The sequence below is a fragment of the Mixta mediterraneensis genome (genome assembly GCF_014946725.1).
Classification (GTDB): Bacteria; Pseudomonadota; Gammaproteobacteria; order Enterobacterales; family Enterobacteriaceae; genus Pantoea; species Pantoea mediterraneensis.
This window is the reverse complement of record NZ_JACFXY010000014.1, coordinates 12823-27801: the sequence shown is the minus strand read 5'-3', so window position 1 is coordinate 27801 and position 14979 is coordinate 12823. Positions and strand designations below refer to the sequence as shown.

The following is a 14979-nucleotide window of genomic DNA, read 5'->3' as shown; positions in this document are numbered from 1 at the left end:
TCGTCCAACGTCCATTAGTACATATTCCCGGCGCACCATCCTGTGCGCGAGGACGTAAGATCGCTTATCAGGCCAGCAGTTTTTTACATATCTTCAGAAGCTGGCGCACATCTTTCACGCGAGTTTCTCCGCTGTCTTTATCAATGATCGAACTGTAAACATGTGGGATCACTTTGCTCACGCCAGCATCCAGCGCAATGCGTACGATCTCTTCGACGTTGTTCAGATCGATGCCACCGGTCGGCTCCAGCCAAAAATCTTGTCTGGTGCAGGCTTCCGCCACCGCACGATACTCATTGATCGCTTGCAGGCCACCCATTGGAAAATATTTCACTGAGCTGCCACCCATATCTTTCAACAGCGCAATGGCTGTTTCGATTGGCACAATACCATCGCTACGTTGCGAACTCAGCGGCCCGGTAGATATTTTCACTTTACCCGGCGTGCCGGTCGGTGAAATCAGGCCATTCACCACAGTTTGCGTTTGTCCCAGCAGTGCGCGACTCATGCCAACGCCGGTAAAAACCTGGTTGATATGCTGTGGTTGTAGCACCGTTGAGATCTCACTCACCATTTTGGATTGATTTGGATCGCCGGCCCCCAGACCAACCGACAGTGCATTGTCGATCAGTGCCGCATACTCGCGCATATCGGCAATCGCCGCCTCATTACTGGCATAGTTTTTGGATAGCACGCCAACCAACACATGCCCTTCAGCAGCCTGCCAAATGGCGCGTGCGTTCTCTTTTGAGCCTGCCAGCACATTCAGGCATAAGCGATCCTGATAAAAATTTGCCGTCAGCGTCATGCGTTTTTTGCTCCGTTTAACAATGCCTGGATTGAGGTGAAGATAATATGAAGTTGATCGGCACTTACGCTGCGGACATCCGCTTCGATAATGCCTTCGTTCGCTTTATAGCCACGGAAGTAAATCGCAATATCGCCATTTTTCAGGGTCTGAACCAGATCGCCCGTGCGTAGATTAATCACCGCTTCATCAAATTTGATTTCAGCGCGGGCAATGTCACGTCCAGCTGCGTCCCAAACCACGCGCGCTGTTACACCGCTTAACGTGTTGAGGTTTTCAATAAATGGCGTCATTTTCTCGACCATCTGCGCACCGCTGGTTTTCTCGTGCGTCAGATAGTTTTCAATCGCCTGAGTCAGACCAAGAATGCCCTCTTTGCCCACTTTCATTGCCCGGCCAATACCGTTGCTCTGGCGTTTTACCCACTCAACGTAACGCTGCTTGCCAGTCACCAGCCCACTGGTGGGGCCTTCGATAGCTTTTGCGCCGCTGTAAATCACCAGGTCTGCACCTGACTGGTAGTAACACTGCAAATCTTCTTCAGCCGCCGCATCGACAATTAACGACACGCCATGTTTGCGCGCAACCACCGCTGCCTGCTCAACGCTCAGGTGACTTTTCTGCACGCAATGATGAGATTTCACGTAAAGGATCGCTGCCGTCTGCGGAGTAATCGCTGCAGCCAGCTGCTCTGGTGAACATTCGTTACTGTATCCTGCCTCGACCAAATGACCGCCGCCAAGCGCGACCATCGTCCCCACCGGCGCGCCGAAGTTCACGTTATGCCCCTTTGGCATCACAATCTCGTGCGGCACGGTAAGCGGCGCGGTATGCAGATTATCCAGCAACCAGTCATTATCTTTGACAATCACCGCCGCCACGCTTTGGGCAATACCCGCTGACGCGCAGGACACCACAACGGCATCTTCAACGCCCAGCAAACCGGCAATATACGCACCCGTTTTATTGATCAGATCTTTTACTTCGAAGTAGTGATCGAGACCATATTTCACCGTGTCGATCACATCTGCTGATGGCGTAGATACGCCCAGGATCGTCATACGGCCGGAAGCGTTAATAACCTGCTTCAGGCCATATTTTTCATAAATTGAAGACATTGGCTTTTCCTTCTTCAGTCACGATCCACTCTCCAGCCACCACAGCCGCTAGCGGAACCAGATGTTTCTCGCCCTCAACCCGCTCGCCTTCAGAATCAACGAACGGGCAAGCTTCCTCTTTCACTGTAAAAATGGTCAGGTCAGCGTCGTAGCCCACCTCAAGGCGTCCTTTATGCGCCAGGCGTAAACCATCCGCCGCTTTCCGCGTTACGCGGTCGATCACCTGCGGCAGCGTCATGCCAACGCTGAAAAATTTCGACATCACGTGTGCCAGGTTATGCACCGGGCCATTCAGGCGGTTGCGACAGTAAATGTCGGAGCTGATGCTGTCAGGCAGAATACCCTGTGCAATGGCGACGCGTGCAACTTCAAAACTGAAGCTGGCGCTACCGTGCCCGACGTCCAGGCGCACGCCGCGCGCGATAGCATTTTTCACCGCCGTTTTGAGTTCGCCCTGCGGGGATAAAATGCGGTTGGGTTTGCCGTTATAGCAATGAGTAATGATGTCGCCGGAACTGAGCAAATCGGCAATATCGTCGAGGTTAGGGGGATTGTTGCCGATGTGCACCATCAGTGGCAGATTACCCACTGCCTTCTGAATCGCTTTGGCTTTTATCAACGGCTGAATGCCGTTTTCGCCCACCACGCTGCTGCTCATACGCGCTTTGAGTCCGACAATAAAATCTGGCAGGCGTGCAACGGCTTGCTCAACCGCAGCGCCATCAATCTGCGCCATATCAGCCAGCTCATTCTGGGTAACAATGCCGGTACGGGCAATGTTAATCAGTGCATACACCTGGGTTAGCGCCGCCCGCGTCAGTTGATAGAAATCGTCAATGTGTTGCGCGCCCGTGCTGCCCGCGTCAATAACCGTAGTCACCCCCTGACTGACGCCAATCGCATCGGCTTCATCATGATAAATCGGGGATTTCGGATAGCAGTGAACGTGAGAATCGATCCACCCGGCGCTGAGATAATAGCGTCCCGCCAGGTTGCGTTCGCTTTTCGCTTCGCCCTGGACACTACCGATGACGGCAATTTTGCCATCCTGCACGGCAACATCGACCAGTCGTTCATCGCTCAGTCGTGCATCACGAATAATCAAGTCGAACATGGTTACTCCTTAACGGCAGCCCACTGATGAGCTGCCTGCCCTGTCAAAGTGCAATCGGGAAAATGGCACCCAGAATCATCGCGCCCAAAATTGCACCGCCCGTAATCGGTTTGTTCCAGAGATAGAACAGCAGCGCTCCCAGCAGCGAGCCGAGGCCAATTGGAATCGAGGCGGCCATCGCCGACAAAATGATTAGCGGCCCCAGAAAGCGACCCGAAGCATTACCGGCGCCCATCATCACATCCGCGCCATAAGTAGAGTCGCTTTTATTGATGGTGAATTTGCGCGCCAGAATAATGACGTAACCAATCGCCACACCAATCACCAGGCCGGTTGCCAGCGAGGCGGCAAAATTCGCCACCGGAAACACAATTCCTGCGCCTAAGAGCAGTGCGGGAACCCCAAGGCCAATACCGGTTTGAATCGCGCCGCCGATGTCGAGAATGCCCACCAGCGATCCTTCAATGATGCGCGCAAACAAGAAGCTGGCACCAAACGCCGCCACCGCCCCGTTCCATACCAGAACGCAACATCGAGACAAATGCCACTTCGTTAAAGGCGCCAATACCGTACAGGTAGTACATGTGCGTACCGGCGAACACGCCAGAGGAAAGCAGGCCAACAAAAATCGGGAACGACCAGTCGGCGTACCAGAAACCTTTATTTTCGTTCATGGAGATCGCCTCTTATTTTCCGCTCATCGAGTTGTGGATCATATCGAGCCAGCCGGGGATACCCAGCTGGAAAGACTGCAACAGCTTCATATCGAAGCCACGGAAAAAGCCGCTGAGTACAAACAACAAAATAATGACCAACATCATTACTTTGGTGACCTTGTTCCAGCCACTCTCCTCAACGCCTTTACCAATCAGGATACCTAATACCAGCCCTGGCACCGCGTTCCCCATGATCAGCTGCGCCAGGCCGCCAAAAATGGTCGCCCAGAAGCCAGATTTCTTACCCGCATCGATAGCTGCAAGCCAGAAAATTACCGGTATCACGGTGTTCACCAGTAAGTTCGCGGCTGGCACCAGGACTTTCACTGCCGTAACCTGCAACGCCGCTGGCACCGCTGAAGCCGTTGAATTGAGAAACGCCACCACAACCATGCCAATAATGCCGCAGGCGATAGCCATTTTTTTCGGATCGTGCAGCGTTTCTGCCACGTTACGGTTTTTCCCCATCAGCGCGGCTGCGCCCCAGTTAGGAATGATGCGATGATCGACATCCTGCGTGAAGGAACCCGCCGCAACGGATGAAGCCCAGGCGTTAAAGAAAAAACCGAGACCAAAGGAAAAATGGGACGCTGGATCGCCCTCGCACGAGTTCAACTCGCCAAGGGTACGAAAAGCGCCCATGCCTTGTGTGGTGGGCGCATGGAACATACGCGCCGCACCTGCACCGACGCCTACCCCAACCAGCCCGCCGATGATCAACGATTTAAACAAAATGATTAAAAACATAAAGTTGTACCTTTTTTTTCGTTTTTGTTTGCCCTAAACAATCCGCATAGCAGAAGAGTAATAAGCTTGTGCGTACCCGGAAGCTTACTGAGTAAGTGGCGGGGCCGGACACACGCAACCACCGCATCTGCAGCCTGAAGTGTGACGGGTAGTTAGGGCGTCGCCGTAAACGCAACCTGTTCGGTATCGATTACGGTAACGCTGACGGTAATCTCCAGCTCAACGCTGTAACTCCGCCGCTGGCGCGCCAAAAAGAAAAAGAGAAACTTTTCGGTTTTGACGCTCTCCTGCGCGCGTAGCACCTGCACATCTTCGGGTTCTATGCGCAACAGCATTTTTTGCGTGGCGCGCAAAACCTGGTTTTGCACGCGACTCAGCGCATCGGCGAACGCTTTTGCTTTGGTGTCGCCCTTGCCCTGCACCGCCACCTGAGTAACGTAATGTTCTTTCATGGTTAGCTGCCGTGCTTCTTGTTCCACGCCTGCACCAGACGCTCTCCTAACTCTTCTTTATCCATAAAGCCAAACCCTAAAACGGTAGCGCCGTCGTTGATGGCGGTGACACCTTCGTCGATTGAGCGCATGCCATGCCTGGCTTTGTAACCATATTTATTCTGTGCCGTGATGGCGCCCGCGCCGCCGCTGCCGCAGAACGAAATGCCAAAGTCGGCATTTTCTGCTTTCATCACGTCGCCAAGCTTCATGTCTGCCGCAACGCCAGGCACCACTACCGCGCGACCGCCAGCTTTCTCAATACCCGCCGCCACTTTCTGTCCTTTACCTAAACGATCGCCAATCACTACTGTTACCATGTTGAACTCCTGAAATGTTTATGGATTTTTACGCTTCATCGCGGCTTCACCGACAGCAGCGAAGCCTGTCCGATGATGGTCAGCACGCAGAAACCGGCGCGCACTGAAGGACATATGAATCCCGATGACTCCCCGACAATCCAGTGGCGAGTCAGCCAGATAAATTAATGCGATCGCGCGACTTCGATATGCACTGACAACAGCCACGCCTCTTCAACCGGTAAATTGCCAAACAGATCCACCACCTGCTGCGCCAGCTGCATGGTTTCTGGTGAAATATCCTCGAACAGTTCAGCTTCTACTTCCGGTAGTGGCTCGCCGCCCAATGAACGCGATGCCATGGCGCGAACGTGTGACACCAGCATTTGCTGCTGAACCGCATTGGGCTGGATACCGTGCTGCTCATATATCACGGCAATTTGCTGCATTATCTTGTCCGCTAACTGCTGGACTCTCTCCGGGGGCGCGTCTTGCACCGGAACGCCGTCATGACTCACCTTACTACTCCTGTTAAAACTGGATAATTCGCATTGAAAATAAATTACGTGAACACTCGCCAGCTGTGGAGACGCAACTTTTCCAGATGAAAGTGGAAATCAACGTGAGTACCGTGCGTCAGATCGCAGGATGCAGGGTTAGTGAGATCGCAGTCGCGTTATGCGTAATATGAAGAGAAAGTGTCAGCGCTATGCGTAAATCATGCGGTGAATAATGAAAGCAGCTTTTTGCCGCGCTGAGAGATAAGCAAAAACGATGATGAAAAAACGCCGGTCAGCTGACCGGCGCAGGCCTTACCGGAATTTTTTATGGTTAGCGGTGCGAATATCATCAAGCTTTTTGGCTTCCGCTTTGGCGCCATCAATATTACTGGATTTTGCCAGCTCATTCACGACGTCAATCTGAGCAATGAGGGAATCCAGTCCGGCGCGGAAATCTTTCATCTGCGCGCTGTCGGCTGGCTGGCCTTCCAGTGACTCCGGCGTCGATTTTTTTGCATCCTGTGCCGCCGAGCGCATTTCATTTAACGCTTTTTGCATCTCCCGCGCATCGTCGGTTTTCTTCACGATTTTCAGGTTGGCATTCAGCGTATCCATATCCTGTTCCAGATCGGCTGCGTACAGACTGGCACTGGTAAACAACAGGGAGAGAGACAGCATTGCAATCACATGCTTACGCATCGTTTGTTCCTTTTTATTGTGGTGAAAAAAAAGCAGCCAGTTGGCTGCTCACAAAAAGCGATGTTTTTATTGTCCGGCGATTTTCATCTCAGGCAGCAAGACCGAGCCGCACTGAATATTGCTACGCGTCTCGGTATCATTGCCGATGGTAACAATATTGCGCCACATCTCTCTAAGGTTACCGGCAATGGTTACCTCACTAACCGGGTATTGAATCTCGCCATTCTCTACCCAGAAACCGGCAGCGCCGCGTGAGTAATCGCCCGTAATGGCGCTCACACCCTGTCCCATCAGTTCAGTGACCACTAAACCGGTGCCCATTTGTCTGAGCAGGTCATCAAAGCTGTGGCCTTGCCCGGCGATACGCCAGTTGTGAATGCCGCCCGCGTGGCCGGTACTGGTCAAACCGAGTTTGCGCGCAGAATAGCTGGTCAACAGCCAGGTTTGGAGAACGCCGTCTTTAATAATGTCACGCGCCTGAGTGCGTACGCCTTCGCTGTCAAATGGCGTAGACGCCAGCCCTTTTTGCAGATGCGGCTGCTCATGAATGTTAAGCCATTCAGGCAGAATTTGCTGGCCCAGCGAATCTAATAAAAAAGTGGATTTGCGATAAACGCTGCTACCACTAATCGCGCCAACCAGATGACCAAACAGACCCGTTGCCACTTCCGGGGCAAAAATCACCGGCGCTTTCATGGTTGACAGCTTACGGGGAGCCAGACGCGACAGCGTGCGGCGCGCGCACTCGGCGCCTACCCATGCCGGGCTTTTCAGATCGTCAAAGGCACGGCCAATGGTATAAGCATAATCGCGTTCCATATTGCCATTTTGCTCAGCAATTACGCAGCTGGAAAGCGAATGGCGGCTTGAGCAATAACTCTGCAACATGCCGTGGCTGTTACCAAACACCTTGATGCCAACGTGACTGTTAAAGCTGCCGCCTTCGGTATTCGTAATGCGTTTGTCAGCCTGTAAAGAGGCTTGTTCTGCCTGCGCCGCCAGGTCAATCGCGCGATCGGCATCGATTTCCCACGGATGATAAAGATCGAGATCCGGCGCGTCGTAGGCCAGCAGATCGGCATCTGCCGGACCAGCAAAGGGATCGGGCGAGGTGTAGCGCGCAATATCAATGGCCGCCTGCACGGTACGCTTGATGGCGTCCGGGCTAAGGTCGGTAGATGAAGCGCTTCCCTTACGATTTTGATGATAAACGGTGATGCCAAGCGCGCCGTCGCTGTTGAATTCGACATTTTCCACTTCGCCGTAGCGGGTACTGACACCGATGCCGGTCGTTTTACTTACCGCCACTTCTGCGCTGTCAGTACTTGCTTTAGCCAGTTCGAGCGCCTGCGCAATCGCCTGTTCCAACACTTTTCGCTGTTCTGCAACCTGAGTAGATACGTTCATCGATCTGCCGTCTAATCTTATGTATGAATATTTTGAGTCTATCAGAGTCAGAGAACAATTTCGCAGTCACCCGATAAACTGGTAGGATTAGCCTCTTTTTTTTGGGAGCCCAGAAATGACCAAACAGCCCGATGAGTGGCTCGACGATGTGCCAGATAATCACGAAGAAGAAGATGAAGAGATTATTTGGGTCAGTAAGAGCGAAATTAAACGCGATGCTGAAGAGCTAAAACGCCTGGGTGCCGAACTGGTCGATCTGGGCAAAAATGCCCTTGATAAGATTCCGTTGGATGAGCGTTTACGTAACGAGATCGAACTGGCACAGCGCATTAAAAAGGAAGGCCGTCGCCGCCAGTTACAGCTGATCGGAAAGATCATGCGCAGCATGGATGTGGAGCCGATTCGTCAGGCGCTGGATAAGCTGAAAAACCGCCACAACCAGCAGGTTGCGCTGTTTCATAAGCTGGAAGCGCTGCGTGACCGCTTGATCGTCCAGGGTGATGAGGCAATGACAGACGTTATTGCGCTCTATCCCCATGCCGATCGCCAGCAGCTGCGTAGCATGATCCGTAATGCGCAGAAAGAGAAAGCGGGTAACAAACCGCCGAAATCCGCGCGTCTGATTTTCCAGTATTTGCGCGAACTGGCTGAAAGTTAAAACATGGCGGGTTAACCCGCCATAAGTTAGTTATCTAAACGTTCCAGCAGCTTTTGATGTATTCCACCGAATCCGCCATTGCTCATCACCAGTATCGAATCGCCTGGCTGAGCCGCTTCGGCCACCATTTCAACCAGCGTATCAATATCTGCCGTCCAGCGTGCGGGTTGCATACAGGCTTCAGCTACCTCCGCAACTTGCCAGGGAATGTGGTGCGGCTGGAATAAAAAGACTTTATCGGCGCGCGCCAGCGAAGGGGCCAGCTCGTCTTTACTCACCCCCATTTTCATGGTGTTAGAGCGCGGTTCCAGCACAGCCAGGATGCGTGCGGTGCCGCCAACTTTGCTGCGTAATGCCGAAAGCGTTGCCAGAATTGCCGTCGGATGATGAGCGAAATCATCATAGACTTTAATGCTATTTACCTCGCCCCGCAGCTCCAGGCGGCGGCGCGCATTGATAAAGCTGTCCAGTGCCCGGCCAGCGTCTTCCGGCTTCACGCCAATATGACGCGCGGCAGCAATCGCCATCAACCCGTTGTGCATGTTGTGCTCGCCGACCAGCGACCAGTTCACTTCAGCGACTTTTGCGCCATCAAGACAGACTTCCCAGTGTGATGCATCTGGTTTCAGCTTCTTCGCCTGCCAGCGGCCATGTTCACCGACGCTTTCCTGTTCACTCCAGCAGCCCATCGCCATCACCTGCTTCAGATGGTGATCGTGCTCCGGTAGCAGGATCTTGCCTTGTCCCGGCACGATACGTACCAGGTGGTGGAACTGCTTCTGGATCGCCTTCAGATCGTCGAAGATGTCAGCGTGATCAAACTCAAGATTATTAAGGATCAGCGTGCGCGGGCAGTAATGAACAAACTTTGATCGCTTGTCGAAAAACGCGCAATCATATTCATCTGCCTCAATCACGAAGAATGGACTTTTTCCTAATTTTGCTGATACATCAAAATTGCCCGGTACACCACCGATAATGAACCCCGGTTCGAGGCCGCAAGCCTCAAGGATCCACGCTGCCATGCCTGCTGTGGTGGTTTTTCCATGGGTTCCGGCAACGGCCAGCACCCAGCGATCGTGCAGCACAAAATCGTGCAGCCATTGCGGGCCTGAGAGGTAAGGAATGTTGCGTTCCAGAACCGCTTCCACACAGGGATTGCCACGTGTCATTGCATTGCCAATGATCACTAAATCCGGTAACGGATCGAGCTGATCGGCATCGTAACCTTCTGTTAGTTCAATGCCTTGCTGCTCAAGCAAAGTGCTCATCGGCGGATAAACATTGGCGTCAGAACCCGTCACATGATGTCCCAACGAACGTGCCAGCATCGCCAGGCCGCCCATAAAAGTGCCACAAATCCCAAGGATGTGAATGCGCATATCAAAGTCCGTTACTCAAAAGTTCGGCGCACAGTGTAACGCCGCTCGCAGACGGAAGAAACGGATTAGGACTATGGTTTTTAAAGTTCAATCGGCTAAACTGCGTACGCATACGTTGGCGGTTTGTTACGCATGCTGCCACTCCATCGAAGATTCAGGGAATGTGTTATGAAAACGTTAGGCGAATTTATCGTCGAGAAGCAACACGACTTTCCGCATGCCACAGGCGAACTGACCGCGTTGATTTCAGCGATCAAGCTCGGGGCTAAAATTATCCACCGCGACATTAACAAAGCCGGATTAGTGGATATTCTGGGCGCCAGTGGCGTTGAAAATGTTCAGGGTGAACAACAGATGAAACTGGATCTGTTCGCCAACGAGAAACTGAAAGCAGCCTTGAAAGCACGTGGCATCGTTGCCGGTATCGCGTCTGAAGAAGAAGATGAGATTGTCATTTTTGAAGGCGTTGAAAACGGTAAATATGTGGTATTGATGGATCCGCTGGATGGCTCCTCTAATATTGACGTTAACGTCTCTGTGGGCACTATCTTCTCCATTTATCGCCGCGTCAGCGAACCGGGTACGCCGGTTACCGAAGCTGATTTCATGCAGCCAGGTAACAAGCAGGTTGCTGCCGGTTACGTAGTTTACGGCTCTTCAACCATGATGGTTTACACCACCGGTTGTGGCGTTCACGCCTTTACTTACGATCCGTCGCTGGGCGTGTTCTGCCTCAGCCACGAACGTATGGCCTTCCCGGAAAAGGGCTACACCTATTCCATCAACGAAGGTAATTACATTCGCTTCCCACAGGGCGTGAAGAAATACCTGAAATTCTGTCAGGAAGAGGATGCCGCGACAAAGCGTCCTTATACCTCACGTTATATCGGTTCACTGGTTGCAGATTTCCACCGTAACCTGCTGAAAGGCGGCATCTATCTTTATCCAAGTACCGCCAGCCATCCGAAAGGGAAATTGCGTTTACTGTATGAGTGCAATCCGATGGCCTTTCTCGCTGAACAAGCGGGCGGTAAAGCCAGCGATGGCGCATCGCGTATCCTCGATATTCCACCCGTTGCATTGCATCAGCGCTGCCCCTTCTTCTGCGGCAACGAAGCAATGGTAAATGATGTTGAACGCTTTATCCGTGAATACCCGGACGCTCACTCCGCGTAATAATCAGGGCATGATTATTGCGCCCTGCTTGCCACCAATGTGTTAATGCAGGTAAGCCAGACCGACGGTAAAGATGCTCATCTTTGACAGCCCGGTCCGTAGTGCGAAGGTTTTATCCTTCAGCCAGCATTTTCTGTGCGTTAGGTTTGTCCGTAGGGCGCGATTATCGCGCCCTTTTTTGTATCAGTCTGTCTGCAAACGGAACTGCGCCATTGTCATCTGTAGCTGTTCAGATTGCGTTTCCAGCGACTGCGTTGCAGCGGTGGCCTGCTCTACCAGCGCAGCGTTTTGTTGCGCTGCAGCATCCATTTGCGTTACGGCCTGATTCACCTGCTCAATGCCGCGGCTTTGTTCTTCTGACGCCACGGAAATCTCCTTCATTAACGCCGTAACGCGTATGACTTCGCTGGAGATTTCATCCATCGTTTCACCCGCTCGCGTTGCCATATCGCTGCCTTCTCTGACACGCGTTTGCGAATCGCTAATCAGTGCGCGGATCTCTTTCGCGGCATTTGCGCTGCGTTGCGCCAGGTTTCGCACCTCGTTTGCGACCACGGCAAAACCACGTCCCTGCTCGCCAGCGCGCGCCGCTTCTACGGCTGCATTCAGCGCCAGAATATTGGTTTGAAAGGCAATACCGTCAATCACGCTAAGAATGTCGCCGATACGATTAGCGCTGTCGGTGATTTCGCGCATTTTCTCTATCACGTAGCATACGACTTCTGCGCCGCGATCGGCGGTATCCGATACGCGGTTAGCTAACTGATGTGCCTGCTGCGCATTGCTGGTATTCAGTCGCACGGTCGCGGTGAGCTGCTCCATGCTGGCGGCGGTTTGCTCCAGCGACGCGGCGGATTCTTCGGTACGTTGTGAAAGATGGATGTTGCCTGCCGCCAGCTCGCGACTGCCCGTATCAATTTGTATGCTGGCTTCGCGCACCTGGTTTACCGACGCACGCAGGGCTTGTTGCATCTCCGCCAGGGCATTATTTAACCGGCCCAGCTCATTATTACCTGACAGCGGTAAGGCTAAAGCTTGTGACAGATCACCCGCTGCAACTTGCTCCAGGTGCTCAATCGCGCTATTTAGCGGCTGTAGCAGCATACGACGCAGAAGTTGCCAGGCAAGGATCAGCAGCAGAATGGATAAAGCCACCGCCACCGCGATCATCACTTTCATCTTAGTTTCGTTATAAGCGGCCTGTTTCAGTTGGGCGGCGCTCACCTGCCCGGCGTATTGACCAAAATCCGCTACCGCTTTGCTGTAGCTGTTTGCCAGGCTTGAAAGTTTGCCTTCTAATAGCTGGTAGTATTCGTCGGTGTACTGTTTATCCAGCGCCGCCATCATGGGCGTAATCCCCTGCTCCAGATACGCCTTAAAGCTCGATGCCACCGCATCTGCCAGTAATTTGCCTTGCGTGGTCACCGTACCCGCATCAATAAACCGTTTTAGATTTTGCTGTGAAGCGGCCACCTCGGCATGCGCCTGCCGGGTCACGGCTGCGCCATCGTCCAGCAGGCCAATTTCAATTTTGCGTACCGCCAGCGCGCCTAAAGTGCGTGCACGCATCATTTCTGCGTTGCTCTGATAAAGACTGTTTAGTTCGACCCCCTGAATGCGATTGATCACATCCAGCGATCGGTTCCCTTTATTGATAGCCACAATTCCCATAAAACTCACCGCCAACAGCAGCAGTGTCATAAATGCCAGCATAGCCAGCAACCCGGTGCGTAGTGATACCTGCTTCATTTTGATAGTTTCCGTGTGTGGAGTAAAAAGCACAAAACCCAACGGCCCTGGAACGGAAAAGGTATCGGCCTTTACACGGATAAACTTTAACGATGAGAAATGGTCAACACATTTATCATCACGGATATATCACCCAGGATGAACTCTGCTCCATCATTTATAGAGGTCATCGTATAAAAAACGGGCGGTTTTTGCTGCGGAGGTTTACAGGCAGCGCGGCGCGATAGCGCAATAAGCCACTGGCGACGATACGCTAAATCACGGGCTGGATACCGTATCTTCTGCCTTTACCGTGTTCCGGTACTGCCGCGATGGCTGGGATAAAGTGGCGGATCGTGAGCACGAAAAACGGATAAAAAAATTAACGCGTGGACGTAAAGACAAACTGTGCGTTGCCCGGCGAAACGGCATGTTCTACCGCAATAGCTGGCTGGACGCATGATTATCGCGATGACAGCAGTCGCGATCGACGCGCAAGGCAGCGGTTTTGTGTGTCATCCGCGCTAATGCTGCAATCTTTTAAGAAAGGCAGTTGCGCTCATCCCATTGATTGTTGATAAATGGAAGCGGTAAAACCGCGTAAGCGCTGGCTCATGTTGGCGCTCCATTTATCTTCAGGGAGAAACCATGGCTGCTTATGCCTCGACCCTCATTCTTATTTGCCTTGCGATCCTCAGTTATTTTGTTCACAACAGCGCCGTGACCATTTCTATTCTGATTTTGTTGGCAATTAAAGTTACCCCGCTGTCACAGTTTTTCCCTTATGTCGAAAAACAGGGCATTACCCTGGGCATTATTATCCTGACCGTTGCGGTAATGGCGCCGCTGGCCAGCGGTTCGCTGCCCCCTTCAAGTCTGCTGAAATCGTTTGCGAACTGGCAATCCATCGTGGCAATTATTGTGGGCGTTTTTGTCGCCTGGCTGGGAGGACGTGGCGTCAGTTTGATGAGCGCCAATCCGACAGTGATTGGTGGATTATTGATCGGCACAGTCATTGGTGTGGCCTTTTTTCGCGGCGTGCCGGTCGGACCACTGATTGCTGCGGGAATTGTCTCGCTGTTCGTCACGCAGAAATAGCGTCGAGAAGCATTCCGAAACGCCAAAAAGGGGGCATACTTTCAGAGTCAGTTGGCTATAATAGCCGTCACTCAACATACGACTACTGAAGGAATGCCCGATGAGTTTGAACCAGGTGCCAGCAGGTAAAGACCTGCCAGAAGATATCTACGTAATCATTGAGATTCCGGCGAATGCCGATCCGATCAAATATGAAGTTGATAAAGAGTCTGGCGCCCTGTTTGTAGACCGCTTTATGTCTACCGCCATGTTCTATCCATGCAACTACGGCTACATCAACCACACTTTGTCACTGGATGGCGATCCGGTTGATGTACTGGTGCCAACCCCGTATCCACTGGAGCCAGGCTCCGTGATCCGCTGCCGCCCAGTTGGCGTGCTGAAAATGACCGACGAGTCTGGCGAAGACGCCAAGCTGGTTGCCGTTCCGCATACCAAACTCTCTAAAGAGTATGATCACATTAAAGATGTGAACGACCTGCCAGAGTTGCTGCGTGCACAGATCACCCACTTCTTTGAGCACTATAAAGATCTGGAAAAAGGCAAATGGGTGAAAGTTGACGGTTGGGATAACGCCGAAGCGGCCAAAGCCGAAATCACCTCTTCTTACGAGCGCGCACAGAAAAAATAATTCTGCTGACGAGCCCTAAAAAAACACCGTCCAGTTGGACGGTGTTTTTGTTCAGACTTCCGGTTCCTCATCGCGCTTTAGCCAGTCTCCACTCATGATTCGTTGGCGCCCTGCCACCGAGCGTTGATAGACGTAAAGCCAGGCGCTGCCAAAAGGCGTCTGGATCAAATGTCGTTTGTACTCGCCCCCCTTCGTGCGGAGCGCGTCCAGCTCCGCAAGGGTTGAGGCATCAATGCGGTAAACTTCACACTGTACCGCTCCATTGCCCTGGATGACCCCAGGATAATGACCAAGACTGTAGAGCTCAAAGCCCTCAATCGGGTAATCACCCAGCCATTGCGCGTTCGTCATCCAGTGACTGTTTCCCTGTTTGCGCCGTAAACTGCCGTAAACAATTATTCGCATTG

Annotated in this window: 17 protein-coding genes and 1 pseudogene; 5 read left to right on the top strand and 13 right to left on the bottom strand. The window is 52.5% G+C overall.

Annotated elements, in window-relative coordinates:
- Positions 1-67: 67 nt before the first annotated feature.
- The 10 genes and pseudogenes from dagF to pmbA all read right to left on the bottom strand — a co-directional run bounded on the left by dagF (position 68) and on the right by pmbA (position 7899).
- Positions 68-808: a 2-dehydro-3-deoxy-phosphogluconate aldolase gene (dagF, locus tag H2P46_RS19325; RefSeq protein ID WP_193406473.1), complete on the bottom strand. Its 741-nt coding sequence runs from the start codon at positions 806-808 to the stop codon at positions 68-70.
- Positions 805-1926, bottom strand: a complete 1122-nt coding sequence (locus H2P46_RS19320; protein WP_193406472.1) for a DgaE family pyridoxal phosphate-dependent ammonia lyase — start codon at positions 1924-1926, stop codon at positions 805-807. Before H2P46_RS19320 ends, dagF begins: the two co-directional genes overlap by 4 nt.
- On the bottom strand, positions 1910-3040 hold the full coding sequence (locus H2P46_RS19315) for an amidohydrolase/deacetylase family metallohydrolase (RefSeq protein ID WP_193406471.1): 1131 nt from the start codon (positions 3038-3040) through the stop codon (positions 1910-1912). The genes H2P46_RS19320 and H2P46_RS19315 overlap by 17 nt, the downstream gene beginning before the upstream one ends.
- Before the next feature lie 43 nt (positions 3041-3083).
- Positions 3084-3714 (bottom strand): annotated as a pseudogene (locus H2P46_RS19310) (DUF4310 family protein).
- Positions 3715-3726: 12 nt separating this feature from the next.
- Positions 3727-4503 (bottom strand): DUF4311 domain-containing protein, encoded by a 777-nt coding sequence (locus H2P46_RS19305; RefSeq protein ID WP_193406470.1) that lies wholly within the window; start codon positions 4501-4503, stop codon positions 3727-3729.
- Positions 4504-4655: 152 nt separating this feature from the next.
- Positions 4656-4955 carry a DUF4312 family protein gene (locus H2P46_RS19300; protein ID WP_193406469.1) on the bottom strand — a complete coding sequence of 100 codons (300 nt, stop codon included), beginning with the start codon at positions 4953-4955 and terminating at the stop codon, positions 4656-4658.
- A 2-nt stretch (positions 4956-4957) separates the two neighbouring features.
- Positions 4958-5314, bottom strand: a complete 357-nt coding sequence (locus H2P46_RS19295; protein ID WP_193406468.1) for an SFCGS family glycine-rich protein — start codon at positions 5312-5314, stop codon at positions 4958-4960.
- A 164-nt stretch (positions 5315-5478) separates the two neighbouring features.
- On the bottom strand, positions 5479-5811 hold the full coding sequence (locus tag H2P46_RS19290) for a glycine dehydrogenase (RefSeq protein WP_193406467.1): 333 nt from the start codon (positions 5809-5811) through the stop codon (positions 5479-5481).
- Between the two features lie 294 nt (positions 5812-6105).
- Positions 6106-6492, bottom strand: coding sequence for a cytochrome b562 (gene cybC, locus H2P46_RS19285; protein ID WP_193406466.1), 387 nt, complete (start codon positions 6490-6492; stop codon positions 6106-6108).
- Positions 6493-6558: 66 nt separating this feature from the next.
- Positions 6559-7899: a metalloprotease PmbA gene (gene pmbA / locus H2P46_RS19280; protein ID WP_193406465.1), complete on the bottom strand. Its 1341-nt coding sequence runs from the start codon at positions 7897-7899 to the stop codon at positions 6559-6561.
- 115 nt (positions 7900-8014) lie between these two features.
- Between pmbA and yjgA the strand changes: the two genes are divergently transcribed.
- A complete protein-coding gene (yjgA, locus tag H2P46_RS19275; protein WP_193406464.1) occupies positions 8015-8557 on the top strand; it encodes a ribosome biogenesis factor YjgA in 543 nt (180 codons plus the stop codon).
- A gap of 26 nt (positions 8558-8583) precedes the next feature.
- On the opposite strand, the gene mpl is transcribed toward yjgA, so the two are convergent.
- Entirely contained in the window at positions 8584-9939 is a 1356-nt protein-coding gene (mpl, locus tag H2P46_RS19270) for a UDP-N-acetylmuramate:L-alanyl-gamma-D-glutamyl-meso-diaminopimelate ligase (RefSeq protein WP_193406463.1), read from the bottom strand.
- Positions 9940-10107: 168 nt separating this feature from the next.
- Between mpl and fbp the strand changes: the two genes are divergently transcribed.
- Positions 10108-11115, top strand: coding sequence for a class 1 fructose-bisphosphatase (fbp, locus tag H2P46_RS19265; RefSeq protein WP_193406462.1), 1008 nt, complete (start codon positions 10108-10110; stop codon positions 11113-11115).
- Between the two features lie 183 nt (positions 11116-11298).
- Here the strand turns inward: fbp and H2P46_RS19260 are convergent, their stop codons facing one another.
- Positions 11299-12864, bottom strand: a complete 1566-nt coding sequence (locus tag H2P46_RS19260; RefSeq protein WP_193406461.1) for a methyl-accepting chemotaxis protein — start codon at positions 12862-12864, stop codon at positions 11299-11301.
- A 292-nt stretch (positions 12865-13156) separates the two neighbouring features.
- On the opposite strand from H2P46_RS19260, the gene H2P46_RS23095 reads away from it, so the two are divergent.
- The 3 genes from H2P46_RS23095 to ppa all read left to right on the top strand — a co-directional run bounded on the left by H2P46_RS23095 (position 13157) and on the right by ppa (position 14572).
- A complete protein-coding gene (locus H2P46_RS23095; RefSeq protein WP_238939039.1) occupies positions 13157-13306 on the top strand; it encodes a hypothetical protein in 150 nt (49 codons plus the stop codon).
- A gap of 185 nt (positions 13307-13491) precedes the next feature.
- Complete coding sequence (locus H2P46_RS19255) at positions 13492-13941, top strand: DUF441 domain-containing protein (protein WP_193406460.1); 450 nt, start codon at positions 13492-13494, stop codon at positions 13939-13941.
- Positions 13942-14041: 100 nt separating this feature from the next.
- On the top strand, positions 14042-14572 hold the full coding sequence (ppa, locus tag H2P46_RS19250) for an inorganic diphosphatase (RefSeq protein ID WP_193406459.1): 531 nt from the start codon (positions 14042-14044) through the stop codon (positions 14570-14572).
- A gap of 51 nt (positions 14573-14623) precedes the next feature.
- On the opposite strand, the gene H2P46_RS19245 is transcribed toward ppa, so the two are convergent.
- Positions 14624-14977, bottom strand: a complete 354-nt coding sequence (locus H2P46_RS19245; protein ID WP_193406458.1) for a gamma-glutamylcyclotransferase family protein — start codon at positions 14975-14977, stop codon at positions 14624-14626.
- Positions 14978-14979 lie beyond the last annotated feature (2 nt).